The sequence below is a fragment of the Microbacterium sp. 71-23 genome (assembly GCF_001897265.1).
Taxonomy (GTDB): Bacteria; Actinomycetota; Actinomycetes; order Actinomycetales; family Microbacteriaceae; genus Microbacterium; species Microbacterium ginsengisoli.
The window spans coordinates 1-25,140 of the sequence record NZ_MKSL01000049.1; the positions used below are offsets into that span (position 1 = coordinate 1).

Here is a 25,140-nt window from a genome sequence, read left to right on the forward strand (position 1 = left end):
CACAAGCTGGGCGAGTTCGCGCCCACCCGCACCTTCCGCGGCCACGAGAAGGACGACAAGAAGGGTCGCCGCCGCTGACGCGGGGGCGCTCCTGGAGAGAGAAAGAGGAGGAGAGAACATGGTGGAATCCATCGCACGCGTGAAGCACATCCGCGTGACCCCTCAGAAGGCTCGTCGTGTCGTCGCGCTTATCAAGGGCAAGCAGGCCGGTGAGGCCCTCGCCATCCTGAAGTTCGCGCCGCAGAGTGCGTCCGAGCCGATCTACAAGCTCGTCGCCTCGGCTGTCGCGAACGCTCGCGTGAAGGCCGACCAGCTCAACGAGTACCTGGACGAGCAGGACCTGTACGTGAAGAACGCGTACGTCGACGAGGGCACGACGCTCAAGCGTTTCCAGGCCCGCGCGCAGGGCCGTGCCTTCCAGATCAAGAAGCGCACGAGCCACATCACGGTCGTGCTCTCGACCCCCGAGGTCGCCGAGACCTCGGCCGCTGCGAAGAAGGCGAGCAAGTAATGGGACAGAAGGTCAACCCGTACGGCTTCCGCCTCGGCATCACCACCGACCACGTGTCGCGGTGGTTCTCCGACTCGACGAAGCCGGGTCAGCGTTACGCCGACTACGTGGCCGAGGACATCAAGATCCGCAAGCTGCTCCTCACGAGCCTCGACCGTGCCGGTGTGAGCAACATCGAGATCGAGCGCACCCGTGACCGCGTGCGCGTCGACATCCACACCGCCCGCCCGGGCATCGTGATCGGTCGCCGCGGCGCCGAGGCCGAGCGCATCCGTGCCGACCTCGAGAAGCTCACCGGCAAGCAGATCCAGCTCAACATCCTCGAGGTCAAGAACCCCGAGGCCGACGCCCAGCTCGTCGCTCAGGGCATCGCCGAGCAGCTCTCGGCTCGTGTGGCGTTCCGTCGCGCGATGCGCAAGGGTCTGCAGGGCGCCCAGCGCGCCGGCGCCAAGGGCATCCGGATCCAGGTCTCGGGCCGCCTCGGCGGCGCGGAGATGAGCCGGTCGGAGTTCTACCGCGAGGGTCGTGTGCCGCTGCACACGCTGCGCGCGAACATCGACTACGGCTTCTACGAGGCCAAGACCACGTTCGGCCGCATCGGTGTGAAGGTCTGGATCTACAAGGGCGATCTCACCAACAAGGAACTCGCTCGCGAGCAGGCGAACGCGCCGAAGTCCCCCCGTGGTCGCGATGACCGCGGCGGCGACCGTCGTCGCGGTCCCCGCAACGAGGCCCCCGTGGCAGAAGGAGCGTCGGCATAATGCTCATCCCCCGCAAGGTCAAGTACCGCAAGCAGCACCACCCGGGGCGCGATGGCCAGGCGACCGGCGGCACGAAGGTGTCGTTCGGTGAGTTCGGCATCCAGGCTCTGACCCCCGCCTACGTGACCAACCGTCAGATCGAGTCCGCTCGTATCGCGATGACCCGTCACATCAAGCGTGGCGGCAAGGTGTGGATCAACATCTACCCCGACCGTCCGCTCACCAAGAAGCCGGCCGAAACCCGCATGGGTTCCGGTAAGGGTTCGCCGGAGTGGTGGGTCGCCAACGTCAAGCCGGGCCGTGTCCTCTTCGAGGTCGCCGGCGTCAACGAGCAGCTCGCTCGCGAGGCCCTCCAGCGGGCCATCCACAAGCTGCCTCTCAAGGCACGAATCATCAAGCGCGAGGAGGGCGACGCGTAATGGCTGTCGGCACCAAGCAGCTCGCCCCGAGCGAGCTCGACACGTTCGAGAACGAGCGCCTCGTTGAGGAGCTCCGCAAGGCCAAGGAGGAGCTGTTCAACTTGCGCTTCCAGTCGGCCACCGGCCAGCTCGAGAGCCACGGCCGCATCCGCGCCGTGAAGCGCGACATCGCCCGCATCTACACCGTGATCCGCGAGCGCGAGCTCGGTATCCGTGCCACCCCGGTGGCCGCGGCTCCGGCGAAGAAGGCCAGCAAGAGCAAGGCGAAGAAGACCGAGGATGCCCCGGCTCCCGCCGAAGGAGAGGCTGAGTGATGGCCACCACGAAGAAGACCGCTGAGGCGACCGAGGTCGTCGAGCACGGCGCCCACGATGTCCGCGAGGAGGGCGCGCGCGGTTACCGCAAGGCCCGCCGCGGTTACGTCGTCAGCGACAAGATGGACAAGACGATCGTCGTCGAGGTCGAGGACCGCGTGAAGCACCCGCTCTACGGCAAGGTCATCCGCCGCACCTCGAAGGTCAAGGCGCACGACGAGGCGAACTCCGCCGGCATCGGCGACCTGGTCCTCATCAACGAGACCCGTCCGCTCAGCGCCACCAAGCGCTGGCGCCTGGTCGAGATCCTCGAGAAGGCCAAGTAAGCCCTCGCGGCTGCTTGGAACCCAAGGAGTAAGAAGTGATTCAGAACGAGTCCCGCCTCAAGGTCGCCGACAACACCGGCGCCAAGGAGCTGCTGACGATTCGTGTGCTGGGCGGCTCCAACCGGCGTTACGCGGGCCTGGGCGACGTGATCGTCGCCACGGTCAAGGACGCGATCCCCGGTGGAAACGTCAAGAAGGGCGACGTGGTCAAGGCCGTCGTCGTCCGCACCGTCAAGCAGACCCGTCGTCCCGACGGTTCGTACATCAAGTTCGACGAGAACGCCGCCGTGATCCTGAAGAACGACGGGGAGCCCCGCGGCACCCGCATCTTCGGCCCGGTCGGTCGTGAGCTTCGTGACAAGAAGTTCATGAAGATCGTCTCGCTCGCCCCGGAGGTCATCTGATCATGGCGAACATCAAGAAGGGCGACCTGGTTCAGGTCATCTCGGGCGCTAAGCCCGAGCGCGGCGGAGACCGCGGCAAGCAGGGCAAGGTCCTCGAGGTCCTCGTCGAGCAGAACCGCGTCATCGTCGAAGGCGTGAACTACGTCACCAAGCACACCCGCGTCGGCCAGACCGACCGCGGCACCAAGACGGGTGGCATCGAGACCGTCGAAGCCCCCATCCACATCTCCAACGTCGCGCTGGTCGACCCCTCGACCAAGAAGCCGACCCGCGTGGGCCACCGCGTGGAGGAGAAGGTCAAGGACGGCGTGAAGCGCACCGTGCGCGTCCGCTACGCGAAGAAGTCAGGTAAGGACCTCTGATGAGCACCGCTACTGCCGCGGCGGCTGGCAAGATCCAGCCCCGCCTGAAGCAGATCTACAAGAACGAGATCCAGAAGAAGCTGCAGGAAGAGTTCCAGTACGCGAACGTCATGCAGATTCCCGGCCTCGTGAAGGTCGTCGTCAACACCGGTGTCGGTGAGGCGGCTCGTGACAGCAAGGTGATCGATGGTGCGGTCGACGACCTCACCAAGATCACCGGTCAGAAGCCGATCGTCACCAAGGCCCGCAAGTCCATCGCGCAGTTCAAGCTGCGCGAGGGCCAGGCCATCGGTGCCCACGTCACCCTGCGCGGCGACCGCGCGTGGGAGTTCATCGACCGCCTGGTGAACCTCGCCCTGCCCCGCATCCGCGACTTCCGTGGCCTCTCGGACAAGCAGTTCGACGGTCACGGCAACTACACGTTCGGTCTGCAGGAGCAGTCGGTCTTCCACGAGATCAACCAGGACCGCATCGACCGCGTGCGTGGTTTCGACATCACGATCGTCACCACCGCATCCACCGACGACGAGGGCCGTGCGCTCCTGCGTCACCTCGGCTTCCCGTTCCGCGGAGCGGACGCCCAGGCGTAACACCCATCCACCACAGGTCGAGTGCCGTGTACGGCTCCTCGAAACCTGGTGAACAAAGGAAACAACACTCATGACGATGACAGACCCGGTCGCAGACCTGCTGACCCGTCTGCGCAACGCGAACTCGGCTCACCACGACGCCGTCTCGCTGCCGAGCTCGAAGCTCAAGACGCACATCGCCGAGATCCTCAAGCAGGAGGGCTACATCTCGGACTGGGGCGTCGCTGAGGCTCGCGTGGGCCAGACCCTCACCCTCACGCTGAAGTACGGCCCGAACCGCGAGCGGTCGATCGCCGGCATCAAGCGCGTGTCGAAGCCCGGCCTGCGCGTGTACGCCAAGTCGACCGAGCTTCCCAAGGTGCTCGGCGGACTCGGCGTCGCCATCCTGTCCACCTCCTCGGGCCTCCTCACGGACCGCCAGGCTGAGCAGAAGGGCGTGGGTGGGGAAGTCCTCGCCTACGTGTGGTGACCTGACATGTCTCGTATCGGACGTCTTCCCATCGACATCCCCGCCGGCGTCACTGTGACCGTCGAGGGCCAGGATGTCGCGGTCAAGGGCCCCAAGGGCGAGCTCACGCTCGCCGTGGCCCGCCCCATCGAGGTCAAGGTCGAGGAGAACCAGGTTCTCGTCACCCGCCCCGATGACGAGCGCGAGTCGCGGTCGCTCCACGGCCTGACCCGCACGCTCATCAACAACAACATCGTCGGCGTGACCCAGGGCTACTCCAAGGGCCTCGAGGTCGTCGGCACCGGTTACCGCGTGGCCCAGAAGGGCTCCTCGGTCGAGTTCGCCCTCGGCTTCTCGCACCCGGTCCTCGTCGACCCGCCGGCCGGCATCACGTTCACCGTCGAGGGCAACAACAAGCTCACGGTCAGTGGCATCGACAAGCAGGCCGTCGGCGAGGTGGCCGCCAACATCCGCAAGATCCGCAAGCCCGAGCCCTACAAGGGCAAGGGTGTGCGCTACGCCGGCGAGGTCGTTCGGCGCAAGGCCGGAAAGGCTGGTAAGTAACCATGGCTACGACTTCCAAGTCCGCCTCGCGCTCGCGCCGTCACGCGCGTCTGCGCAAGAAGGTCGTGGGCACCGAGGCGCGTCCGCGCCTGGTCGTCACCCGGTCTGCGCGCCACGTGTTCGTGCAGCTCGTCGACGACAGCAAGGGCCACACCGTGGCATCCGCCTCGACGCTCGAGGTCGACCTGCGCTCGTTCGAGGGTGACAAGACCGCCAAGGCGCGCAAGGTCGGCGAGCTCGTCGCCGAGCGCGCCAAGGCCGCCGGTGTCGCCGACGCCGTGTTCGACCGCGGTGGCAACCGCTACGCGGGTCGCGTCGCGGCGATCGCCGACGGCGCCCGTGAAGGGGGGCTGAACCTGTGAGTGACAACAAGGAGACCGAAGTGACCGACGCCACCGCGCAGGCCGCCCCCGAGCAGGCCGACGCCGCGCGCGAGCGTGAGCCCCGCCGCGGCGGTCGCGAGCGCAACCCCAACCGCGACCGCAACTCGCGCGACCGTTCGGAGAGCCAGTTCCTCGAGCGCGTCGTGACGATCAACCGCGTGTCGAAGGTCGTCAAGGGCGGACGCCGCTTCAGCTTCACCGCGCTCGTCGTCGTCGGTGACGGCAACGGCGTCGTGGGTGTGGGCTACGGCAAGGCCCGCGAGGTCCCGCTCGCCATCTCGAAGGGTGTCGAAGAGGCCAAGCGCAACTTCTTCCGCGTGCCCCGCGTCGGCTCGACCATCCCGCACCCGGTGCAGGGTGAGGCGGCCGCCGGTGTGGTGCTGCTGCGTCCCGCCGCCGCCGGTACCGGTGTTATCGCCGGTGGTCCGGTGCGTGCGGTGCTCGAGTGCGCCGGCATCCACGACGTGCTGTCGAAGTCGCTCGGCTCGTCGAACACGATCAACATCGTGCACGCGACCGTCGAGGCGCTGAAGCAGCTCGAGGAGCCGCGTCACGTCGCCGCCCGTCGTGGTCTCGACTTCGACCAGGTCGCCCCCGCGCGCCTGGTGCGTGCCGAGGCCGAGGCTGCGGCCGCACAGAAGGTAGGTGCCTGATGTCCGCACGTCTGAAGGTCACCCAGATCAAGTCCAAGGTGAGCGAGAAGCAGAACCAGCGTGACACGCTGCGCAGCCTCGGTCTCAAGCGCATCGGCGACTCCGTTGTTCGCCCCGATGACGCTCAGACCCGCGGCTACGTGCGTGCCGTCGCTCACCTCGTGAAGGTTGAGGAGCTCGACTGATGGCTGAGAACGCCAACGAGAAGGCCGAGGAGAAGGCGCCCAAGGCGCCGGCTCGCAAGCCCGCCGCGAAGGCTGCGGACAAGCCCGCCGCCGAGAAGGCCGCCGCGAAGCCGGCTGCCGAGAAGGCCCCCGCCAAGAAGCCGGCCGCCAAGGCCGCGCCGAAGGCCGCCGAGAAGAAGGATGTCGCGACCTCGCGTCCCGGCGTCCTGAAGGTGCACCACCTGCGTCCGGTCCCCGGCGCCAACACCGCGAAGACCCGTGTCGGTCGCGGTGAGGGCTCGAAGGGTAAGACCGCGGGCCGTGGCACCAAGGGCACGAAGGCCCGCTACCAGGTCCGTCAGGGCTTCGAGGGCGGCCAGATGCCTCTGCACATGCGTACGCCGAAGCTGCGCGGGTTCAAGAACCCGTTCCGCGTCGAGTACCAGGTCGTGAACCTCTCCAAGCTCGCCGAGCTCTACCCGTCGGGTGGTGATGTCACCATCAGCGACCTCGTCGCCAAGGGTGCCGTGCGCAAGAACGAGAAGGTCAAGGTCCTGGGCGATGGTGACCTCGAGGTGGCGCTGAACGTCACCGTCGACAAGGTCTCCGGCTCGGCCGAGCAGAAGATCGTCGCCGCGGGCGGCAGCGTCAAGTAAGTCGCAGACAGGGGTCGGAGCATGCTCCGGCCCCTGTTCGCATTCCCTCGCAACCTCCGCCGTCTGCTCTGCGGCGGCTGTGGGATAACCTGGGACTCTGTGCGCGCGGCGCGCGCCGGCATCCCGTTCTGGAGGACATCCACGTGTTCAGCGCTATCGCGCGCGTTCTGCGCACGCCCGACCTGCGTCGCAAGATCGCGTTCACCCTGGGGATCATCGTCGTCTACCGCCTGGGTGCGCACATCCCCTCGCCGTTCGTCGACTTCTCGAACGTGCAGTCGTGTCTCGCGGATGCCTCGGGCACCCAGGGTCTGCTCTCGCTCGTCAACCTGTTCTCGGGTGGCGCGCTGCTGCAGCTGTCGATCTTCGCGCTGGGTGTCATGCCGTACATCACGGCCACGATCATCGTGCAGCTGCTGCGCGTGGTCATCCCGCACTTCGAGACCCTCTACAAGGAGGGCCAGTCGGGCCAGGCGCGTCTGACGCAGTACACGCGCTACCTGACGATCGCGCTCGCGCTGCTGCAGTCCACGACGCTCGTCACCGTCGCCCGCTCGGGCCAGCTGTTCGGAACGACCGGCGTCGCGGCGTGCAACCAGCTGCTCACGAACGACGCCTGGTGGGCGCAGGCGCTCATGATCCTCACGATGACCGCCGGCACGGGTCTCATCATGTGGTTCGCCGAGCTCGTCACCGAGAAGGGCATCGGCAACGGCATGTCCCTGCTGATCTTCACCTCGATCGCGGCGACCTTCCCCGCGGCGATGTGGTCGATCTGGCAGACCCGCGGCTTCGAGGTGTTCCTGCTGGTGCTGCTCGTGGGCATCATCATCATCGGGTTGGTGGTGTTCGTCGAACAGTCGCAGCGTCGCATCCCGGTGCAGTACGCCAAGCGCATGGTCGGTCGCCGCACGTACGGCGGCACGAACACCTACATCCCGATCAAGGTCAACATGGCCGGCGTCGTGCCGGTGATCTTCGCCTCGTCGCTGCTGTACATCCCCGCGCTCATCGCCCAGTTCAACCAGGGCGCGGCGGGCACGACGCCGCCCGACTGGGTGCTGTGGATCCAGAACTATCTGACGAAGGGCGACCACCCGCTCTACTGGGCGCTCTACTTCCTGCTCATCGTCGGGTTCACGTACTTCTACGTCGCGATCACCTTCAACCCGGAGGACGTCGCCGACAACATGAAGCAGTACGGCGGCTTCATCCCCGGCATCCGTGCCGGGCGTCCGACGGCCGAGTACCTCGACTACGTGCTCACGCGCATCACCCTGCCCGGCTCGATCTATCTGGGTCTCGTCGCGCTCATCCCCCTCATAGCCCTGGCGACGGTCAGCGCGAATCAGAACTTCCCGTTCGGCGGCACCTCGATCCTGATCATGGTCGGCGTGGGGCTGGAGACGGTGAAGCAGATCGACGCCCAGCTGCAGCAGCGTCACTACGAAGGGCTCCTGCGATGACCGCACGCCTCCTGATCGTCGGCCCGCAGGGGTCGGGCAAGGGCACGCAGGGCGTGCGCATCGCGGAGGCGTTCGGCGTGCCGGCGATCTCCACGGGCGACACGTTCCGCGCCGCCATCCGCGACCAGACGCCGCTCGGTGTCGAGGTCAAGGCGATCATCGAGGCGGGGAACCTGGTTCCCGACGAGGTCACGAGCGCGGTCGTGCGTGAGCGTCTCGCGCAGGATGACGCGGCGCCCGGGTTTCTCCTCGACGGCTACCCGCGCAATCTCGGTCAGGTGAACGACCTCGATGCGTTCCTCGAGTCGCGCGACGAGCAGCTCGACGCCGTCATCGAGCTGAGCGTTCCCCGCCAGGAGAGCATCGATCGGCTCATCACGCGCGCCGCCGAGCAGGGTCGCACCGACGATACCGCCGAGGTCATCGCGCATCGGCTCTCGATCTACGAGAACGAGACGGCGCCGATCCTCGACGTCTACGGCGAGCGGGGCCTCGTGGTCTCGATCGACGGCGTGGGAACGCTCGACGAGATCACCGAGCGCATCGTCACCGCGCTGGTGGCCCGCGGGCTCACCCCGCAGGGCTGAGCGTGCTGCGCCGCTCGATCTACAAGACCCCCGCCCAGCTGCGGTCGATGGTCGAACCCGGCCTCATCACGGCGGCGGCGCTGCAGGCGGCGCGGGAGCTCGTGCGTCCGGGGGTGACGACGGCAGAACTGGATGCCGCGGCATCCGCTGTCATCACAGGCAGTGGCGCGCGCTCGAATTTCCAGCTCGTGCGGGGCTACCGCCACACGACCTGCATATCTGTGAACGACCAGGTCGTGCACGGCATCCCGGGGGAGCGCGTGCTCGAGCCGGGCGACATCGTCTCGATCGACGCGGGCGCGGAGTTCCGGGGCTGGAACGGCGACTCGGCGATCACGATCGTCGTGCCAGATGAGGCCCGCCCCGACCTCGTGGCATCGCGCACCGAGCTGTCACGGGTGACCGAGGGCTCCATGTGGGCGGGCATCGCGGCACTCGCGTCCGCGCGGACGCTCCGCGATGTGAGCGGCGCGATCGAAGATCACATCGTCGGGGCAGGTCACGGCTACGGCATCCTGCGCGAGTACGTCGGCCACGGGATCGGACGCAAGATGCACGAGTCGCCGAGCCTGTTCAACTACCGCACGCCCGATGCCGGCCCGGCTGTCGAACCGGGTCTCGTGCTCGCCATCGAGCCGATGGTGGTCGCCGGGGGAGAGGCCACCTACGTCGAGGACGACGACTGGACGGTCACCACGATCGACGGATCAGACGGCTCACACTGGGAACACAGCGTGGCCGTCCATGATTATGGTCTGTGGGTGCTCACCGCACCCGACGGCGGCGCCGCCGGGCTTGCCCCTTTCGGAGTCACCCCGGTCCCGATTCCCTGACGGACGCGTCGCCGCACCAGAGAAGTCCTCTGCGACCACAAGAGAACGGATACGACTGACGTGATGGCCGCTATTGCTCGAAAAACGAACTGGTTCGCGATCTGGGTGACGGTGGCTGTCGTCGTCGTGATCGGCGCCGTGGCCGGTGCTGTGGTGTGGATGAACGCCGACAAGAGCAGCCCCGGAACCCTGCCCACCGCCGCCCACATCAACACCGACACGGGCGCGATCTCCGTCGGCACCGGCTCGAAGACCCTCGACACGTGGATCGACCTGCAGTGCCCGATCTGCCAGTCCTTCGAGTCGACGTACGGCTCGGAGATCCAGTCGCTCGTGACCGCGAACACGATCACCCTCAACATCCACCCGATCTCGATCCTCGACCGGGTGACGGCCAGCGCCGCCGCATCCAACCAGCAGTACTCGACCCGCGCCGCCAGCGCGATGTACTGCGTCGCGATCAACGACTACGACAAGCTCTACACGTTCATGCAGACGATGTACCAGAACCAGCCGTCCGAGTCGTCGGGCGCGGGCTTGAGCAACGATGAGATCGCCGCCTACGCACAGCAGGCGGGGGCGACGAACTCCGCCTCGTGCATCGCCGGCAACACCTACACGCAGTACGTGGGCTACATCACGAAGAAGACGCCGACGCAGCCCGGGTCGACCGGCATCGGCACCCCGACGATCGCCATCAACGGCTCGGTCATCTCGAACAACTCGATCCCGTCGAGCCCGAGCGACTTCGCCGCGCTGATCACCAAGTGACGTCCGGGGCGGATGCCCCGACCCACCCACGGAGCCCCGCTCGCCTGTCGGCGAGCGGGGCTCCGTCGTTCCCGGTATCCCCTCGGATGAGACCGAGTGTCATACGCAAACGCGCAAATCTAGCGGCACCTTCAGGCTTCCGCAAGGCCTTGGGAAAAGTCCGTTCCCGCGCAGAACATGTGTGTGGGGGATCCGCATCCGCGGATCGATCTCCTATCCGCCAATGACGGTTGATGAGGGGAGTTTGGGCATCAACCGTGCGCGGAACATGCGTCAAACGAATTGGGGAATGAGAAATGCACGCAACACTGAACCACTACGTCGCCGCGGCGAAGCGGCGGCGCACCGGAGAGCAGGGCGAAGACGAGGGGTTCTCCCTCATCGAGCTGATCGTGGTCGTCGCGATCCTCGGCATCCTGGTCGCGATCGCGATCCCGGTGTTCCTGAATATCCAGGACACGGCGAAGGTCAACTCGCTCAAGACTGTCGCCGCCAACGGCGCGACGACCGTGGCGACGGCGATCGCCAACGGAAGCGACCCGGCCGCGGCGCTCGCGCAGATGAACCCCGACGGCGCGACCCTCGCTCTCGTGCCGGCGACGGGTGCGAGCCTCACCGCCTACTGCGTGACCGCGACGGCGACATCGGGTGGACCGTTGTCCGGCGCTGCTGCGCAAAAGTCCGGACCGACCTGCTGAGGTCGCCATGACCCGCAGCCAGGACGACGGCGGCTTCAGCCTCGTCGAGGTGGTCGTCGCCGTCGTCCTGCTCGGGCTCGTCGCGATCGCGATCCTGCCGGCCCTCGTCATGGGCTTGCAGGCGACCGCCACCCAGTCGTCGGTGGCGACCTCCACCCGTGAGGTCAGCCAGATGATCGACTCCGCCCGTCAGCAGACCACCTGTGCGGGCCTCGCCCAGGCGCTGCAGGCGCAGACGTTCTCGGACGGTCGAGGACGCTCGCTGACCGTCACGGGAACGATCGACAACCTGACAGGAGCAACGTGTCCGACTCTCGCGCACGTCTCGGTCACCGCGACCAGCGGTACGTCGACGCTCACCAGCTCCACGGCGCTCGTCTACGTCACCGGCTGATGCGCGTCGGGGCGGCGCGTGGCGACGAGGGGATGACCCTCGTCGAACTCATCCTGTACTCCGCCCTCACACTGCTCGTGGTCGGGGGCCTCGCCGGTGTTCTGGTGAACACCTGGACCGCCCAGGCGAACGCCACCACGGTCGGCCAGGCCACCACCCGCGGAACCGTGTTCACCGAAGGGATCGAGAAGGCCATGCGCAACGCCTATGCGTTCCGGGTCACCGGCAGCGGTTCCACGCTCTCGGTGTGGACCGGTCTCGGCGGCGCGGCGGTGTGCCAGGGGTACACCGTCGACGGCTCCGGTGCGCTGCGCATGACCGCGACGGCGGGCTCGGCGGTGCTGCCCGCGGCATCCACCTGGCCGGTGTGGCAGACCGGCGCGGCGCAGATCGGCTCCACCGCGTACTTCACGGCCACCTCGACGGCCGTCAGCTACAGCTTCCGCGTCACGACCGCGGGTGCGCCCGTGGCCTTCACCGGCACCGAAACCGTGCGCACCTCGACCGTGCCCGCCTCCGCGGGGGTGAACCCGTGCTGGTGATCCCTCGTTCTGCCCGCGCCCCGCGCGCCCGCCTCGGAGACGACGGCGCCTCCCTCGTCGCCGTCGTCGTGGTGATGCTGGTCGGTTTCGTCGTCGCCGTCACGATCGCCGGAGTCAGCATCTTCGCGATCACGCAGAATCAGCGCAGCGCCTCGAGCCTGCAGGCCTTCACGGCGGCCGAGTCGGGCCGCGACGCGGCGGTCGCGATGCTGGCCGCGGCATCCGCCGGCACGGCCGGCTGCAGCACGACCGGCACCGGCACCTACGCGGGCACCGCGGGCACCTACACGTACTCGTACTCGGTGTTCTCGACCACGAGCACCGTGCAGCCCTCCCGCAGCACCGCGCTCGGCGCGGCCGCCTGCCCCACGATCACCAGCACCTTCGTCCTCGTGCACGCCGTCGGCACCTCGCCGTCGGGCGCCACCACGGCCGTCGATGCTGTCTACCCGTGGGCGGGCAGCACAGTGAAGACCGACTCCCTCGGCTACATCAACAACGGGTTCTCCCCGCTGCTGAGCAACTTCACCGGCGGTGACCTGGTGGTGCGCTCCGGCGACTTCGCGTGCAACGCGACCACGATCTCCGGCAACGTCTACGTCCTGGCCGGCAACGTCACCATCGGGGCGGGCTGCATCATCCAGGGCAGCGTCTACGCGAGCGGCACCGTCACCGCGAGTCTGTCGGTCGTGAACAGCACGGTCACGGTCGGCTCGGTGAGCGCGGTCTCGATCATCACGGGAGACGTCACCGCCCTCGGCAACGTGAGTCTCGTGCCGTTGACGACCCTCTCCCTCCCGGGTCTGCCGCTCGGGCTGTCGGTGGGCGGCGGCATCCACTCCGGCGGCAACGTCACCCTCGACACCGCCATCAACCTGTCCCTGCTCGGCACGTACGCCGGCACCGTGGGCGGCGACGTCACCGCACGCGGCACGATCTCGATCAAGGCGTGGAAGGTGGGCGGGAAGGCGCAGGCCACCGGCACCATCACGGTGAACACGTCCCTCGGGGTGCTCTGCCTGATCATTCCGTGCGGCACCCTCGGCCCCACCTCACAGGTGCCGAACTCGTCCTCGACGCCGCAGCCCGCGTTCTCGCCCAGCCAGGCGCAGCTGCTGGCGCAGTCGGCCTGGGTCGACCTCAACGCCTCGACCAACTGGAGCAGGTACACCGGCAGCGCGTGGATGGCGTACGCGACCTTCACCGGGGACTCCTGCTCGGCGTCGTCGATCAACTCGGCCATCTCGGCGGCGACCGCGCCCATCGTCATCAACGCGACGGCGTGCACGTTCTCGCCCTCGTTCCTGCTGTCGATCACGAACGTGCCGCAGGACACCGTGCTGCTGGTGACCAACACCATCAACACGTTGGCGATCCAGGGATCCACGACGGCGACCGCCGCGAACCCGCGCCAGCTCTTCCTGGTGCAGGTCGACAACATCGCGAACGGCGTGCCCGACTGCGCCGGGCGGGGCGCCGTGACGAACCTGCTCAGCGCCGTCCCCACGTCGACGAACTTCCGGCTGATGGTCTACAGCCCGTGCGCGGCGAGCCTGCTCGGGCTCGGCAACGCCGCGAGCACGATCACGGGCCAGTTCATCGTGCCCACGACCAACTGGACGATCGTCGGCAACACCCTCAAGCAGGTCATCTGCGCCCCCATGACCGTGAACCCGAACATCCAGTTCGGGTGCAAGGCGACGGATGCCGCGACCGGCACGCCGATCGGATCGTTCACGACCGCGAAGGCGATCGCCCAGGTGGAGGTGTCGCCATGAGTGTCGCCGCACAGGTGTTCGTGATCGTCGTCGCCGGCGCGCTCGGTCTCGTCGTGGGATCGTTCCTGAACGTCGTCGTCTACCGCGTGCCCGCCGGTGTCTCACTGCTGCGGGCGAGCGCGTGCCCGACGTGCGACGTGCCGATCCGGTGGCAGCAGAACGTCCCCGTGCTCTCGTGGGTGGCGCTTCGCGGACGCTGCGCGCACTGCGGCTCGGCGATCTCGCCGCGCTACCCGCTCGTCGAGGCTGCGACCGCCCTGGGATTCGCGCTGGTCGCGTCGGTGGCCGTCGTCGTCCCGCAGGCGGGCGATGCCTCGTGGTGGCTCGCGCTCGCGGCGTTCCTCTATCTCGCCGCGATCACTGTCGCCCTCGCGCTCATCGATGTCGACGTGCGTCGACTGCCCGACGGGATCGTGCTGCCCTCGTACGGCGTCGCGATCGTGCTGCTCGCGCTGTCGACCCTCGTCGGCCACGACCTGTGGCCCATCGTGAGGGCGACGATCGGCATGGCCGCGCTGTACACCTTCTATCTGCTGCTGCGGCTGATCCGGCCCGACGGCATGGGAGGCGGCGACGTGAAGCTCGCGGGCCTCCTCGGCTGGTACCTGGCCTGGCTCGGCTGGGGGCCGCTCGTCGTCGGCGCGTTCACGGGCTTCCTCTGGGGCGGGATCTTCGGCGTCGCGCTGCTGCTCAGCCGGCGGGGTTCGCGGGCCAGTCGCATCCCGTTCGGGCCGTGGATGCTCCTCGGCGCATGGACGGGGATCGTGGTCGGCGCGCAGCTGACCCGGATGTATCTGGGGGTCTACACGTCATGAATCACAGGGGTGGACGTGCGCGCATGTCGGTGCGCGCCGGAACGGGGGAGGACGAATGACCGCACAGACAGTGGTCGGGCTCGAGATCGCGCAGTCGCACGTACGCGCGGTCGAGGTGGCGCCGGGGGCGACGCCGCGCGTCGTGGCCTGGGGGGAGGTGCCGCTGCCCGAAGGGGTGGCGGAGGACTCCGAGGTGATCGATGCCGCAGCGCTCACGCTCGCCCTCGACCAGCTCTGGGTGCGCAGCCGCATCTCGCACAAGAAGGTGGTGCTGGGTCTCGCGAGTCGGCGCATCCTGGTGCGCGAGTATGCGACGCCGCTCACCTCGCGCACCGCGATCATGCAGTCGCTCCCGTTCGAGGTGCAGGATGTGCTGCCGGTGCCCGTGGACCAGGCCGTGCTGGACTTCTACGCGATCGATCACGTCGACTCACTCGTGCGCGGGTTGGTCGTCGCGGCGATCGCCGAACCGATCGATGAGCTGCTGCGGGTGCTGGAGCGCTCGCGGATCGTCGCGGCATCCGTCGATCTCACGGCGTTCGCCCTCGCCCGGATCGCCCCGGCGGTCGCGGCGCCCGGGGAGACGGTCGCGCTGTTGCACATCGGCGAGCACACGACGACGGTGACCATCGTGCAGGACGGGGTGCCGCGGTTCGTGCGCACCCTCCCGGCGGAGATCCCGGCGTCGGCCCCGGTGGTGATCGAGAACGAGTGGATCGGCGCCGCCGTCGGCGACGGAGCCACCCGCGCGGAGTTGCGCGCGGGACGCACCGCCGTGCTGGCGCCCGCCGACGAGACGCCCGACCTCGTGCAGCGGGTGCGCAGCACGCTGCAGTTCTACGCGGCGCGCAGCGGTGCGGCGCCGGTCGAGCGCGTCCTCGTGAGCGGTGCCGGGTCGCTGCACCCGGGAGTGCTCCCCGCGCTCGCCGCCGCCCTCGACCAGAGCATCGACCGGGTGCCGATCGATCGCCTCGCGGTCTTCCCCGGTGAACCGCCCGAGCCCCGCCGGGCCGCGGATTTCGTCTCGACCATCGGACTCACGATCGGAGGCGAGCGATGAGCGCGGCCGTCGACACCCTCGTGCTCGGCGGTGCCGCCCGGGTCAACCTGCTGCCGCCCGCGGAGGTCGAGCGCCGGGCCCGCGTGCGGCTCGGGCGACGCTGGATCGGTGCGCTGGTGGGCACCGCGGTCGTCGTCGTGCTGATCATCGCCGCCGCCGTGGCCTACAGCGTGGTGGGCTCGGCGAGGCTCGCGTCGGAGCAGGCCCGCACGCAGCAGCTCGTCGCCGAGACGCAGAGCTACCAGTCGGTCGCGACCGCCGTGGCGACCCGCACCGAGCTGACCCAGTTCCGCGCCGATGCCCTCGGCTACGACATCCGCTGGGGCGCCGTGTTCGACACGATCTCCGCACACCTGACGCCCGGGGCATCCGTCACCGGATTCAGTCTCACGGCCGGCGCCCAACCGCAGGCGGGCACCACCGCGCAGCGCGGACTGGGCGGCTCGCTCACGGTCAGCGTCGCGAACCCCGCGGATGCCGCGTCCCTCGCCCGCGCGCTGCGGGGCGTGTCCGGCGTGCTCGCAGCGGACGCGGGCGACGTCACGTCGTCGACGACGGCGGGGACGCAGGCAGCGCCCACGTACGACGTGACGATCGACGTCGTCTTCGACCAGTCGGTGTACTCCGGCCAGTTCTCGCAGGAGGGGAAATGAGGAACATGTCGAGGGGGCTCATCTCCGCGCTCGGCGCGCTGATCGCGGTGGTCGTCGTGGCCGCGGGCGTCTTCCTCGTCGCGCTGCCGATCTATCTCGGCGCGACGGGAGTGCACGGCCAGGCCGATGCCGCGGCCGCCACGAACGACCAGCTGCAGGTACGGGTCGACGCGCTCGCCGCTCAGGCGAAGGACACCACACAGCTCACCCAGGCCGTCGCGCAGCTGCGTGCGCAGATCCCGTCGGCGGCGGGGGTCGATCAGCTGGTGGACCTCGTCACCACGGCCGCATCGGCAGCGGGCGTCACGATCACGTCGATCACGCCGTCGCCCGCTGTGGCCTTCGCTCCCCGCACGAGCGAGGTCGCGGCCGCCGATGCGGCGAACACGGCTACGGCGGGCAGTGCCGGCTCATCCGCCACGACACCGGCGACGGGCGCCACCGCGGCTCCGGTCGGTCGACTGCAGGTGCCGATGGCGATCACGGTGACCGCGAAGGATGCCGCCCAGGCGGCGTCGTTCCTCGACGCGCTGCGCGCCGGCCCGCGTCTGCTGGCGATCGTCGGCACGAGTGCCACCGAGACGGGCACGGGCTCGTCGACGGGCGGCGCGCTCACGGTCACAGTCAGCGCGCTCGCGTTCGCCGAGACGGAACAGTGAGGACCCGCAGATGACCACCACGATCACGCTTCCCACGCTCGATGCGATCCTCGCGAGCGCCGCCGATGCCGGGGCATCCGATGTTCACCTGACGGGGGGTCTGCCGGCGGTCTGCCGCATCGACGGTAACCTCACCGAGGTGCAGGGGTTCGGACAGGAGCTTCCCGGCGATTGGGTGGAGGGTGCGCTCGCCGGCATCATGACGGCCGAGCAGCGAAAGCAGTTCGCCGTCGCCGGTGAGGTCGACCTCGCCTACTCCGCTGCGGGGATCGGTCGGTTCCGTGTGAATGTCTTCCGCCAGATGGGGGATGTCGCGGCCGCGCTGCGACTCATCCCCGACGAGGTGCGGTCGCTGAAGGCGCTCGGCGTGCCGGAGATCGCGCGCGACCTGGCGCTCAAGCCGCGGGGACTCGTGCTGGTCACGGGGCCGACCGGCTCGGGCAAGTCGGCGACCCTCACGGCGATGGTCGACATCATCAACCGGGAGCGCGCCGCGCACATCATCACGATCGAGGACCCGATCGAGTTCGTGCACTCCAGCCGGCACTCGCTCGTCCACCAGCGCGAGGTCGGGTCCGACACCGCGTCGTTCGGCGAGGCGCTGCGGCGCGTGCTGCGGCAGGACCCCGATGTGATCCTGTTGGGCGAGCTGCGCGATGCGGAGTCGATCGCCGTCGCGCTGTCCGCCGCCGAGACCGGGCACCTCGTGCTGGCGACCCTTCACACGCAGGGTGCGGCGAAGAGCATCAACCGCATCGTCGACGTGTTCCCTGCCGAACGCCGCGATCAGGTGCGCGCGCAGCTCGGGGACACCCTTCAGGGGGTGCTCAGCCAGACGCTCCTGCCGGGGCTGCGCGGTGGGCGTGTGCTCGCCACCGAGGTGATGGTGCAGACCCCGGCGGTCGCGAACCTCATCCGGGAAGGGCAGATCCAGCAGCTCTACTCCGCCTTGCAGTCGGGGTCGGAGTTCGGGATGCACACGCTCGACCAGAGCCTGCGCGAGCTTGTGAAGGACGGCCGCATCGAGAAGTCGCTGGCGCAGCAGTTCGCGGTCGATCAGCGTTCGCTCGAAAAGACGCGGGCTGTGCCCGCCGACCTCGACGACGAGGTGTGGGCGACGCGCGGCGGAGTCGCGCGACCCGCGAACTGGGGGGTGTGAGCCATGCCGGTGCTGGAGCGGTTCTCCTACCGGGCGGTCGCGCCCGGCGACGAGGCGGTCGTCAAGGGCACGATGGATGCCGCGAACGAGGCCGCCGCGGTCGGCAAGATCCACGCGCAGGGCCTCATCCCGCTCGAGGTGCGCTCCCTGGCGCGCACCGGGCTCCGGCGGGAGGTCTCGCTCACGGGGTCGGGTCGCGTGAAGGTCAAGGCGCTGGCGCTCATGACCCGTCAGATGGCGGCGCTCACGGAGGCGGGGCTGCCGCTGCTGCGCACTCTCGAGATCCTCACCGAACAGACCGACGACAAGGCGCTGCGCGCGGCGCTCGTGGGCGTCGTCGCGGACGTGGAGTCCGGGGCATCCCTCTCTCTCGCCTTCAGCCGGCAGCCGAAGGTGTTCGCGCCGCTGATGGTGAGTCTCGTGCGGGTGGGGGAGGCGGGCGGATTCCTCGCCGAGTCGCTCACGTCCATCGCGCGTTTCTACAAGTCCGAGGCCGAGCTGCGCGACAAGGTGAGGGCGGCGACGACCTACCCGACCGTCGTGCTGGTGGTGGCCTTGCTCGCGGTGCTGGGCATGGTGACGTTCATCGTTCCGGTCTTCGAGAAGATGTTCGCGAACCTCGGCGGGGAGCTTCCCGTGCCCACGCAGATCCTCGTCACGATCTCGCACAACATGGTGTGGATCCTTCCGCTGCTCGCCGTCGTCGTCATCGGCGGTGCGGTGTGGTGGACGCGGTCCCGCAACACCCCGAGGGTGCGTGCCGTCGTCGATCCGTGGAAGCTGCGCCTGCCGATCTTCGGCTCCCTGAACACGAAGATCGCGGTGGCCCGCTTCGCCCGGAACCTGTCGATGATGCTTCAGGCGGGGGTGCCGTTGATGCAGGCCCTCGACACCGTCGGCGAGGCGGCCAACAACGTGAAGATCGTCGCGGCACTCGAGAAGGTCAAGGAGTCGGTGCGGCAGGGCAAGTCGCTGGCGGCGCCGCTCGCGGCGGCGGGCGTCTTCCCTCCGATGGTGTCGCAGATGGTGTCCGTCGGCGAGGAGTCGGGCACGCTCACCGAGATGCTCGACAGCATCGCGACGTTCTACGAGGCCGAGGTCGCGTCGGCCACCGAGCAGTTGACCGCGGTGATCGAGCCCGTGCTGATCGTGATCCTCGGTGTCGTCATCGGCGGCATGGTGATCTCGCTCTACCTGCCCGTCTTCAACCTCTACGCGCAGCTGAACCACTCCGCCGGCGCGTGAGCGGTCGCGAGCCCTGATCGCATGCCGCGGCCTCACGCGGTGACGCGCAGCACCTCGTCGATCGTCGTGATCCCGGCGACGACCTTCGCCCAGCCGTCGTCGCGCAGCGGCACCATGCCCTGGGCGAGGGCGATGTCGCGCAGCTCCCGACCGCGGCTGCGTCCGACGACCTGCTGCTCGAGGTCCTCGGAGAGGGTCATCACCTCGTGCAGCGCCACCCGGCCGCGGTATCCGGTGTACGAGCAGGCGCGGCATCCGACCGGTCGGTAGAACGCGTCGACGCCGTGGTCGGGGCGCTCGAACCCTGCGGACTGCAGGGTCTCGTCGTCGAGGTCGGCCCGTTCGCGGCACTCGACGCACAGGCGGCGCGCGAGACGCTGGGCGACGACGGCGGTGAGGGCGGTGCCGACGAGGTAGGGCTCCGCGCCGATCTCGACGAGCCGGGTCAGTGCGCTCGGCGCGTCGTTGGTGTGCATCGTCGAGAGCACGAGGTGGCCGGTGAGCGCGGCTTCGATCGAGGTGATGGCGGTCTCCCGGTCGCGGATCTCGCCGACCAGCAGCACGTCGGGGTCTGCGCGCAGGATCGACCGCAGCGCGGTCGAGAACCCGAGACCGGCGCGGGGGTTCACCTGCATCTGGCTGATGCCCGGGAGCCGGTACTCGACCGGGTCCTCGATCGTGACGACATTGACCTCGGGCGAGGCGATCTCGCTGAGCGCCGTATAGAGGGTCGTGGACTTGCCCGACCCGGTCGGCCCGGTGACGAGCACCATGCCGTGCGGCCGGCGAATCGCCTCGCGGAACCGGGCGTCGTTGCCGGGAGACATCAGCAGTTCGGCCATCGAGACGCGGCGCTCGCTGGTGTCGAGGATGCGCATCACGACCTTCTCGCCCCACACCGTCGGCAGGGTCGCGAGGCGCAGGTCGACGGTGCGGCCCTCGAGCGTGACCGAGATGCGTCCGTCCTGCGGGCGGCGCTTCTCGGCGATGTCGATCTGCGCCATGATCTTCAACCGGGAGAGCACGCCGTCCTGGATGGTGCGGTCGGCGCGTTGCACCTCGTGCAGCACCCCGTCGATCCGGAAGCGCACGGTGAGGTCGGCCTCCCCCGGCTCGATGTGGATGTCGCTCGCGCGGTCGGTGATCGCCTGCGCGATCAGCAGGTTCACGAAGCGCACGACCGGGGTCGCGTCATCCCCTTCGTCGAGGGAGAGGGTGAACGACGTGCGCGCCGCCGTGCTCGCACCTTCGATGACGGTGGAGAGCTCGGTGAGCTCCTCGTCGGAGCGCAGGAACCGGCCGAACACTGTCTGCAGCGCGTCGCGCGCCACGACGACCGGGTCGACGACGAGGCCGGTGGCGGTCGAGACGTCGTCGAGGGCGACGAGGTCGGTCGGGTCGACGACCCCGACGGTGAGGCGGTGTGCGCTGCGTTCGATCGGCAGCAGCTGGAACCGACGGCACAGCGAGCTCGGCACGAGCGCGAGCACGGCCGGGTCGATCGTCACCGCGGCGAGGTCGAGGAAACGGGTGCCCGTGCTCGCGGCGACGCTCTCGGCGAGGGTGCGTTCGCTGACGACGCCGCGCGAGATCAGTTCACGCCCGAGCGCCGTGCCGTCCCCGAACCTGTCGACGTCCGCCGCGATCTCCTGCGCGTCGACGGCTCCGGCCGCGACGAGCGCCTGCGCCAGACCAATCACCATCGGATCCCCCTTCGGCCTCCGTGCCCCCATCCGTAGTGTACGAGCGCCGGGATGCCGCGGCACGGGGGTTGTGCGCGAGCGATCGGCGTGCTGCAGGGCGACGGGCCGCGGCATCCGTTCGCCCGCTGTTCACCGACCGTTGCCCCGTGGCTGTGAAGATGCCCAGCGCGACCGATGAGCCGGCCGCATCCCCCCGATTGGAGCTCCGTCCGATGCGACGTCTCGCCGCGCTGTGCGCTGCCACCCTCACCTTCGCCGGTCTCGCCGCCGTGCCCGCCGCCGCGGTCGCCGTCGAGCCCCTGCCGACTCTCGTCATCAACGAGGTCGAATCCAATGGCGGAACCCCCGGCGACTGGATCGAGCTCTACAACACGGGCGACGCGCCGGTGGATGCCGCGGGGCTCGTGCTGAAGGACAACGACGACACCCATCGGTTCGAGATCCCGGCGGGCACCATGATCGCCGCGCACAGCGCTGCGGCGTTCGACGTCGAGACCGCGTACGGGCTCGGCAAGGCCGACTCGGCGCGGCTGTACCTCGGCGACGGCTCGACGCTGATCGACTCCTACTCCTGGACGGCGCATGCCGACGAGACGTACGGGCGCTGCCCCGACGGCATCGGCGCCTTCGTCGACACCGATGCCGCGACAAAGGGGGCGCCCAACCAGTGCCCGCCGCCGGCGGGGGCCGCAGACATCCGCATCAACGAGGTCGAGTCCAACGGGGGCACACCGGGCGACTGGGTCGAGCTCTACAACACCGGTTCGGCGGCGGTCGACCTGACCGGGTGGATCTTCCGTGACAACGACGACAGCCACACGCTGCTCGTGCCTGCGCAGACGCTGCAGCCGGGCGCCTACACGTGGTTCCAGACCGACGTCGCGAACGGGTTCGGGCTCGGCTCGGCCGACTCGGCGCGGCTGTTCCTGCCGGACGGCACCACGGTCATCGACTCCTACACCTGGTCGGCGCACGCCGCGACGACCTACGGCCGCTGCCCCGATGGCACCGGCGCGTTCGTCACCACGCTCTCGTCGACGCAGGGTTCCGCGAACGACTGCCAGCCGCTGCGCCTGAGCGAGATCGAGTCGAGCGGCGGCACGCCCGGCGACTGGATCGAGCTGGTCAACCTGTCGAACACGGATGTCGACGCCTCCGGCTATGTGCTGAAGGACAACGACGACAGCCATGTCTTCACGATCCCGGTCGGCACCACGATCCCCGCGCTCGGCTACGCGGCGTTCGACGTCGAGTCGGCGTTCGGGCTCGGGTCCGCGGACAGCGCGCGGCTCTTCTCGCCTGCGGGGGACCTCGTCGACACGTACTCGTGGACGGCGCACGCCGCGACGACCTACGCCCGCTGCCCCGATCCGCGAGGAGCCTTCGCCGTGTCGGCCGCCCCCACGAAGGGCGAGGCGAACTCCTGCATCGGCGAGGTGACGGTGAGCCCGTGGCCCGGCAGCGGCGACGTGCGCATCGTCGACACGTCCGCGACGGTGTTCGCCCCCGACGGCAAGGATCTCAGCGGTCTCGTGTACGAGGCATCCGGCACCGGAGAGCGCGGAACCCTGTGGGCCGTGAACAACGGCGGCGGCACGCTCTTCCGGCTGCAGTGGACCGGCACCGACTGGGCTCCGGCGCCGGGCTCGGCGTCCTCGGGCACGGTGCTGCACTACGCGGACGGCACCGGTGCGATCGACTCCGAGGGCGTCACGATCGCGGGCGGGTCGTCCGCGGGTGGTGTCTATGTGGCATCCGAGCGCGACAACTCGAACAAGAACGTCAGCCGTCCGTCGGTGCTGCGCTACGACGTGACCGGCGCCGGTGCGAGCCTCAACGCGACCGACGAGTGGAACCTGAGCGCCTTCCTCCCGGTCGGCCTCGGTGCCAACTCGGGTCTCGAGGGGATCGCCTGGATCCCGGACGCCGCGCTCGTCGCGGGCGGCCTGATCGACGAGAGCACGCTCGCCGCCTACAGTCCGGCGTCGTATGCGGGGCACGGCGATGGCCTGTTCTTCGTCGGCGTCGAGGGCACCGCGAAGGTCTACGCCGTGGCGCTTCTGCCCGGCGGCGTCTCGAAGCTCGTGGCGACGATCGATCCCGGACTCGGGGTCGTCGCCGAGGTCGCCTACGACGCCGCGTCGGATCAGCTGTGGGCGCTGTGCGACGACGCGTGCAACGGCGAGGCGGCGATGCTGCAGATCGCGGACTCGGGCCCGCACGCGGGTTCGTTCCAGGTCGCGGAGCGCTACGCGAACCCGGCCGGGATGCTCGACTCGATCGCGAACGAGGGCTTCGCGTTCGCGACCGCCGACCTGTGCGTCGACGGTACGAAGCCGGTCTTCTACGCCGACGACAATGGCACCGACGATCACGCGCTGCGCGAGGGGTCGATCGACTGCACCGCGGTGCCCGGAGGCACAGACCCCGGCGACGGATCGGGCGGCGGGACGCCGGGCGACGGCTCGGGTGGTGGGTCGGGCGGCGGGACCCCCGGTGACGGCTCGGGTGGTGCCGGCGGCCTCGCGCCGAGCGGACCGGATGCCTCGGTGCCCGCGGCCCCGGGTGAGGGTGATCTGATCGACGCGAACCGTGGCGGCGCCACCGCCCCCGGATCTGCCGTCGCCGGCTCGGTCGTGACGATTGCGGTCGATCCGGCGCACGCGGGCAAGATCGTGCACGGCTGGATCTTCTCGACCCCCACCTACCTCGGCGTGGGTGTGGTCGCGCTGGACGGCTCGGTGTCGTTCACCATCCCGGCGGGCTTGCCGGCCGGCGATCACCGCATCGCGGTGGTCGACGCGAGCGGCGCCGTGCTCGGCTGGAGCCCGCTGACGGTCGAGCTCGCGCAGACCGGCGCGGCGGCCTCGGGCTGGCTGCCCGCAGGCGCGCTGCTCCTCGGCGTCGGCGTGGTGTTGGTCGCCGCGGCGCGGCGTCCCCGCCGCGCGTGAGGTGGGGGCGCTTCGCGCCCCCACCCCCCACCCCCCACCCGCCGAATCCATCTCTCGGCGCCGATTCCAGCCGTCAGCGGTGCTGCGAGGGGGTGGAGTCGGCGGGGCGGGGTGGATTCGATGAGGCGCCGCCGGGAGTGCGCGAGCGTTCGCCGTCGCGCCGCCGCATCCTCCCCGGCTGGCGGGGGAGCGGGCGGGCTCCACAGATGCCGCGGGAGGCCTCGCCGACGGATCGGGGCGGCGCAGAGTGAGGCGATGGATGTCCCCGCCGCCCGCCGCGCGATTCGCACCCGCGCCGCGCTGCTCCGATTCGGCATGGCCGAACGCGAGCTGAGCCGCCGCGTCGAGTCGGGGTCGCTGCGTCGTCTGGGGCGCGGACTCTATGCCGATGCCGCTTCGATCGACGCGCTGCGGCCGGAGGACCGCCATCTTGTGCACATCGCCGCGTTCGATCGCCGTGAATCGGGTGCCGCGCACGTGTTCTCCCATCTGTCGGCAGCGGTCCTGCATGGGCTTCCGGTCTACGGAACCCGCACGCACCCGGTGCACGTGTCGTCGACGGCCGTCGACGGGCGAGTGTCGGCTCATCCACGCATCGCCCGACATCGCCGCGACCTCGACCCAGTGCATGTCACGAGCGTCGGTGGCGTCAGATGCACGGATCTCGCGCTGACAGTCGCGGATGTCCTCGCCACCGAGTCGCCGGAGATCGCTGTGTCGGTCATCGATGCCGCGCTTCGGGGCGTGGCGTGGGTCGATTCCTCGCACACCTACGACGATGTCGCTCACGACGGGTTCTGCCGTGAGGTGGCAGCGCATCTGCCGCCGGGGCGTCGCGGGGTGCGACGCGCGCGGCGCATCCTCGAGATGGCCGACGGTCGCGCTCAGCTCCCCGCGGAGAGCGTTAGTCGACTTCGCCTCCTCGATGCGGGCTTCGCGCGCCCGCGTCTCCAGGTGCCGGTCGGCGGTCCCCGCGGCGAGACGTTCTATGTCGACATGTCGCTGGACGACGTCGACGCGTGGGCCGAGGTGGATGGCCGCGCGAAGTACGCCGATCCCGCGCTGCGCGGCCCGGACGTCTCAATGGAGCAGGTGCTGTGGCGCGAGAAGGAGCGTGAGGATTGGATTCGGGGTGTCACAGGTCGCCGGGTCATCCGCTGGGGGTCCGCCGACATCGCGACTCCCGATCGATTCCTCGCGCGTCTCGCCGCGTTCGGCGTGCGCCCGCCTCACTAGCTCGCCCCGCTCGCCCCGCCCCCCCCCCCCCCCCC

At 69.3% G+C, this 25,140-nt stretch carries 31 protein-coding genes and 1 pseudogene; 31 read left to right on the plus strand and 1 reads right to left on the minus strand.

What is annotated here, in order from left to right; all coding sequences use genetic code 11:
* The 29 genes and pseudogenes from BGO15_RS13630 to BGO15_RS13770 all read left to right on the plus strand — a co-directional run.
* A pseudogene (locus BGO15_RS13630) lies at positions 1–78 on the plus strand (30S ribosomal protein S19); the annotation flags it as partial.
* A 40-nt stretch (positions 79–118) separates the two neighbouring features.
* Positions 119–511, plus strand: coding sequence for a 50S ribosomal protein L22 (rplV, locus tag BGO15_RS13635; RefSeq protein ID WP_045246804.1), 393 nt, complete (start codon positions 119–121; stop codon positions 509–511).
* The gene (gene rpsC / locus BGO15_RS13640; protein ID WP_045246803.1) at positions 511–1,272 is read left to right on the plus strand and encodes a 30S ribosomal protein S3; all 762 of its coding nucleotides are present in this window, start codon (positions 511–513) and stop codon (positions 1,270–1,272) included. Before rplV ends, rpsC begins: the two co-directional genes overlap by 1 nt.
* Positions 1,272–1,691, plus strand: a complete 420-nt coding sequence (gene rplP / locus BGO15_RS13645; RefSeq protein WP_045246802.1) for a 50S ribosomal protein L16 — start codon at positions 1,272–1,274, stop codon at positions 1,689–1,691. Before rpsC ends, rplP begins: the two co-directional genes overlap by 1 nt.
* Positions 1,691–2,005: a 50S ribosomal protein L29 gene (rpmC, locus tag BGO15_RS13650; protein ID WP_045246801.1), complete on the plus strand. Its 315-nt coding sequence runs from the start codon at positions 1,691–1,693 to the stop codon at positions 2,003–2,005. The genes rplP and rpmC overlap by 1 nt, the downstream gene beginning before the upstream one ends.
* Positions 2,005–2,331: a 30S ribosomal protein S17 gene (gene rpsQ / locus BGO15_RS13655; RefSeq protein WP_045246800.1), complete on the plus strand. Its 327-nt coding sequence runs from the start codon at positions 2,005–2,007 to the stop codon at positions 2,329–2,331. The genes rpmC and rpsQ overlap by 1 nt, the downstream gene beginning before the upstream one ends.
* Before the next feature lie 35 nt (positions 2,332–2,366).
* Positions 2,367–2,735 (plus strand): 50S ribosomal protein L14, encoded by a 369-nt coding sequence (gene rplN / locus BGO15_RS13660; protein ID WP_045246799.1) that lies wholly within the window; start codon positions 2,367–2,369, stop codon positions 2,733–2,735.
* A gap of 2 nt (positions 2,736–2,737) precedes the next feature.
* Positions 2,738–3,097 carry a 50S ribosomal protein L24 gene (rplX, locus tag BGO15_RS13665; protein WP_045246798.1) on the plus strand — a complete coding sequence of 120 codons (360 nt, stop codon included), beginning with the start codon at positions 2,738–2,740 and terminating at the stop codon, positions 3,095–3,097.
* A complete protein-coding gene (gene rplE, locus BGO15_RS13670) occupies positions 3,097–3,687 on the plus strand; it encodes a 50S ribosomal protein L5 (protein WP_045246797.1) in 591 nt (196 codons plus the stop codon). The genes rplX and rplE overlap by 1 nt, the downstream gene beginning before the upstream one ends.
* A gap of 70 nt (positions 3,688–3,757) precedes the next feature.
* Positions 3,758–4,156 carry a 30S ribosomal protein S8 gene (rpsH, locus tag BGO15_RS13675; RefSeq protein WP_045246796.1) on the plus strand — a complete coding sequence of 133 codons (399 nt, stop codon included), beginning with the start codon at positions 3,758–3,760 and terminating at the stop codon, positions 4,154–4,156.
* 6 nt (positions 4,157–4,162) lie between these two features.
* The gene (gene rplF / locus BGO15_RS13680; protein WP_056519041.1) at positions 4,163–4,699 is read left to right on the plus strand and encodes a 50S ribosomal protein L6; all 537 of its coding nucleotides are present in this window, start codon (positions 4,163–4,165) and stop codon (positions 4,697–4,699) included.
* 2 nt (positions 4,700–4,701) lie between these two features.
* On the plus strand, positions 4,702–5,061 hold the full coding sequence (gene rplR, locus BGO15_RS13685) for a 50S ribosomal protein L18 (RefSeq protein WP_045246794.1): 360 nt from the start codon (positions 4,702–4,704) through the stop codon (positions 5,059–5,061).
* A gap of 20 nt (positions 5,062–5,081) precedes the next feature.
* On the plus strand, positions 5,082–5,735 hold the full coding sequence (gene rpsE / locus BGO15_RS13690; protein WP_052672000.1) for a 30S ribosomal protein S5: 654 nt from the start codon (positions 5,082–5,084) through the stop codon (positions 5,733–5,735).
* Positions 5,735–5,920, plus strand: a complete 186-nt coding sequence (gene rpmD, locus BGO15_RS13695) for a 50S ribosomal protein L30 (protein WP_045246792.1) — start codon at positions 5,735–5,737, stop codon at positions 5,918–5,920. Before rpsE ends, rpmD begins: the two co-directional genes overlap by 1 nt.
* A complete protein-coding gene (gene rplO / locus BGO15_RS13700) occupies positions 5,920–6,555 on the plus strand; it encodes a 50S ribosomal protein L15 (RefSeq protein ID WP_048809280.1) in 636 nt (211 codons plus the stop codon). The genes rpmD and rplO overlap by 1 nt, the downstream gene beginning before the upstream one ends.
* Positions 6,556–6,698: 143 nt before the next feature.
* Entirely contained in the window at positions 6,699–8,021 is a 1,323-nt protein-coding gene (gene secY, locus BGO15_RS13705; protein ID WP_045246791.1) for a preprotein translocase subunit SecY, read from the plus strand.
* Positions 8,018–8,608, plus strand: coding sequence for an adenylate kinase (locus tag BGO15_RS13710; RefSeq protein ID WP_056519038.1), 591 nt, complete (start codon positions 8,018–8,020; stop codon positions 8,606–8,608). The genes secY and BGO15_RS13710 overlap by 4 nt, the downstream gene beginning before the upstream one ends.
* 47 nt (positions 8,609–8,655) lie before the next feature.
* Positions 8,656–9,441: a type I methionyl aminopeptidase gene (gene map / locus BGO15_RS13715; protein WP_056207495.1), complete on the plus strand. Its 786-nt coding sequence runs from the start codon at positions 8,656–8,658 to the stop codon at positions 9,439–9,441.
* Between the two features lie 63 nt (positions 9,442–9,504).
* On the plus strand, positions 9,505–10,212 hold the full coding sequence (locus BGO15_RS13720) for a DsbA family protein (RefSeq protein WP_045246789.1): 708 nt from the start codon (positions 9,505–9,507) through the stop codon (positions 10,210–10,212).
* Between the two features lie 296 nt (positions 10,213–10,508).
* Positions 10,509–10,910, plus strand: coding sequence for a type IV pilin protein (locus BGO15_RS13725; protein ID WP_056207454.1), 402 nt, complete (start codon positions 10,509–10,511; stop codon positions 10,908–10,910).
* Positions 10,911–10,917: 7 nt separating this feature from the next.
* Positions 10,918–11,304 carry a prepilin-type N-terminal cleavage/methylation domain-containing protein gene (locus BGO15_RS13730; protein ID WP_045246788.1) on the plus strand — a complete coding sequence of 129 codons (387 nt, stop codon included), beginning with the start codon at positions 10,918–10,920 and terminating at the stop codon, positions 11,302–11,304.
* Between the two features lie 32 nt (positions 11,305–11,336).
* Positions 11,337–11,846 carry a hypothetical protein gene (locus BGO15_RS13735; RefSeq protein ID WP_056207452.1) on the plus strand — a complete coding sequence of 170 codons (510 nt, stop codon included), beginning with the start codon at positions 11,337–11,339 and terminating at the stop codon, positions 11,844–11,846.
* The gene (locus BGO15_RS13740) at positions 11,837–13,624 is read left to right on the plus strand and encodes a bactofilin family protein (RefSeq protein WP_056207450.1); all 1,788 of its coding nucleotides are present in this window, start codon (positions 11,837–11,839) and stop codon (positions 13,622–13,624) included. The genes BGO15_RS13735 and BGO15_RS13740 overlap by 10 nt, the downstream gene beginning before the upstream one ends.
* On the plus strand, positions 13,621–14,439 hold the full coding sequence (locus BGO15_RS13745; RefSeq protein WP_056207448.1) for a prepilin peptidase: 819 nt from the start codon (positions 13,621–13,623) through the stop codon (positions 14,437–14,439). The genes BGO15_RS13740 and BGO15_RS13745 overlap by 4 nt, the downstream gene beginning before the upstream one ends.
* 55 nt (positions 14,440–14,494) lie before the next feature.
* Complete coding sequence (gene pilM / locus BGO15_RS13750; RefSeq protein ID WP_056207447.1) at positions 14,495–15,499, plus strand: type IV pilus biogenesis protein PilM; 1,005 nt, start codon at positions 14,495–14,497, stop codon at positions 15,497–15,499.
* A complete protein-coding gene (locus tag BGO15_RS13755; protein ID WP_045246783.1) occupies positions 15,496–16,152 on the plus strand; it encodes a PilN family protein in 657 nt (218 codons plus the stop codon). Before pilM ends, BGO15_RS13755 begins: the two co-directional genes overlap by 4 nt.
* A gap of 5 nt (positions 16,153–16,157) precedes the next feature.
* Positions 16,158–16,811 carry a type 4a pilus biogenesis protein PilO gene (locus tag BGO15_RS13760; protein WP_056207441.1) on the plus strand — a complete coding sequence of 218 codons (654 nt, stop codon included), beginning with the start codon at positions 16,158–16,160 and terminating at the stop codon, positions 16,809–16,811.
* A gap of 10 nt (positions 16,812–16,821) precedes the next feature.
* Positions 16,822–17,970 carry a type IV pilus twitching motility protein PilT gene (locus tag BGO15_RS13765; RefSeq protein WP_156454733.1) on the plus strand — a complete coding sequence of 383 codons (1,149 nt, stop codon included), beginning with the start codon at positions 16,822–16,824 and terminating at the stop codon, positions 17,968–17,970.
* 3 nt (positions 17,971–17,973) lie between these two features.
* Positions 17,974–19,215, plus strand: a complete 1,242-nt coding sequence (locus BGO15_RS13770; protein WP_082483071.1) for a type II secretion system F family protein — start codon at positions 17,974–17,976, stop codon at positions 19,213–19,215.
* Between the two features lie 32 nt (positions 19,216–19,247).
* Here the strand turns inward: BGO15_RS13770 and BGO15_RS13775 are convergent, their stop codons facing one another.
* Positions 19,248–20,918 (minus strand): GspE/PulE family protein, encoded by a 1,671-nt coding sequence (locus BGO15_RS13775; RefSeq protein ID WP_056207439.1) that lies wholly within the window; start codon positions 20,916–20,918, stop codon positions 19,248–19,250.
* 146 nt (positions 20,919–21,064) lie between these two features.
* Here BGO15_RS13775 and BGO15_RS13780 point away from each other — a divergent pair, with 146 nt between their 5' ends.
* Together BGO15_RS13780 and BGO15_RS13785 are read left to right on the plus strand one after the other, a co-directional pair.
* On the plus strand, positions 21,065–23,869 hold the full coding sequence (locus BGO15_RS13780) for a lamin tail domain-containing protein (protein ID WP_235557404.1): 2,805 nt from the start codon (positions 21,065–21,067) through the stop codon (positions 23,867–23,869).
* Positions 23,870–24,124: 255 nt separating this feature from the next.
* Positions 24,125–25,105 (plus strand): hypothetical protein, encoded by a 981-nt coding sequence (locus BGO15_RS13785; protein ID WP_056519035.1) that lies wholly within the window; start codon positions 24,125–24,127, stop codon positions 25,103–25,105.
* Positions 25,106–25,140: the final 35 nt, after the last annotated feature.

Bases quoted from the DNA above. Each gene is read 5' to 3' on its own strand.
- rplV (WP_045246804.1), top strand. From the start codon at position 119: ATGGTGGAATCCATCGCACGCGTGAAGCACATCCGCGTGACCCCTCAG.
- rpsC (WP_045246803.1), top strand. From the start codon at position 511: ATGGGACAGAAGGTCAACCCGTACGGCTTCCGCCTCGGCATCACCACC.
- rplP (WP_045246802.1), top strand. From the start codon at position 1,272: ATGCTCATCCCCCGCAAGGTCAAGTACCGCAAGCAGCACCACCCGGGG.
- rpmC (WP_045246801.1), top strand. From the start codon at position 1,691: ATGGCTGTCGGCACCAAGCAGCTCGCCCCGAGCGAGCTCGACACGTTC.
- rpsQ (WP_045246800.1), top strand. From the start codon at position 2,005: ATGGCCACCACGAAGAAGACCGCTGAGGCGACCGAGGTCGTCGAGCAC.
- rplX (WP_045246798.1), top strand. From the start codon at position 2,738: ATGGCGAACATCAAGAAGGGCGACCTGGTTCAGGTCATCTCGGGCGCT.
- rplE (WP_045246797.1), top strand. From the start codon at position 3,097: ATGAGCACCGCTACTGCCGCGGCGGCTGGCAAGATCCAGCCCCGCCTG.
- rpsH (WP_045246796.1), top strand. From the start codon at position 3,758: ATGACGATGACAGACCCGGTCGCAGACCTGCTGACCCGTCTGCGCAAC.
- rplF (WP_056519041.1), top strand. From the start codon at position 4,163: ATGTCTCGTATCGGACGTCTTCCCATCGACATCCCCGCCGGCGTCACT.
- rplR (WP_045246794.1), top strand. From the start codon at position 4,702: ATGGCTACGACTTCCAAGTCCGCCTCGCGCTCGCGCCGTCACGCGCGT.
- rpmD (WP_045246792.1), top strand. From the start codon at position 5,735: ATGTCCGCACGTCTGAAGGTCACCCAGATCAAGTCCAAGGTGAGCGAG.
- rplO (WP_048809280.1), top strand. From the start codon at position 5,920: ATGGCTGAGAACGCCAACGAGAAGGCCGAGGAGAAGGCGCCCAAGGCG.
- BGO15_RS13710 (WP_056519038.1), top strand. From the start codon at position 8,018: ATGACCGCACGCCTCCTGATCGTCGGCCCGCAGGGGTCGGGCAAGGGC.
- map (WP_056207495.1), top strand. From the start codon at position 8,656: ATGGTCGAACCCGGCCTCATCACGGCGGCGGCGCTGCAGGCGGCGCGG.
- BGO15_RS13720 (WP_045246789.1), top strand. From the start codon at position 9,505: ATGGCCGCTATTGCTCGAAAAACGAACTGGTTCGCGATCTGGGTGACG.
- BGO15_RS13725 (WP_056207454.1), top strand. From the start codon at position 10,509: ATGCACGCAACACTGAACCACTACGTCGCCGCGGCGAAGCGGCGGCGC.
- BGO15_RS13730 (WP_045246788.1), top strand. From the start codon at position 10,918: ATGACCCGCAGCCAGGACGACGGCGGCTTCAGCCTCGTCGAGGTGGTC.
- BGO15_RS13735 (WP_056207452.1), top strand. From the start codon at position 11,337: ATGACCCTCGTCGAACTCATCCTGTACTCCGCCCTCACACTGCTCGTG.
- BGO15_RS13745 (WP_056207448.1), top strand. From the start codon at position 13,621: ATGAGTGTCGCCGCACAGGTGTTCGTGATCGTCGTCGCCGGCGCGCTC.
- pilM (WP_056207447.1), top strand. From the start codon at position 14,495: ATGACCGCACAGACAGTGGTCGGGCTCGAGATCGCGCAGTCGCACGTA.
- BGO15_RS13755 (WP_045246783.1), top strand. From the start codon at position 15,496: ATGAGCGCGGCCGTCGACACCCTCGTGCTCGGCGGTGCCGCCCGGGTC.
- BGO15_RS13760 (WP_056207441.1), top strand. From the start codon at position 16,158: ATGTCGAGGGGGCTCATCTCCGCGCTCGGCGCGCTGATCGCGGTGGTC.
- BGO15_RS13765 (WP_156454733.1), top strand. From the start codon at position 16,822: ATGACCACCACGATCACGCTTCCCACGCTCGATGCGATCCTCGCGAGC.
- BGO15_RS13770 (WP_082483071.1), top strand. From the start codon at position 17,974: ATGCCGGTGCTGGAGCGGTTCTCCTACCGGGCGGTCGCGCCCGGCGAC.
- BGO15_RS13775 (WP_056207439.1), bottom strand. From the start codon at position 20,918: ATGGTGATTGGTCTGGCGCAGGCGCTCGTCGCGGCCGGAGCCGTCGAC.
- BGO15_RS13785 (WP_056519035.1), top strand. From the start codon at position 24,125: ATGGATGTCCCCGCCGCCCGCCGCGCGATTCGCACCCGCGCCGCGCTG.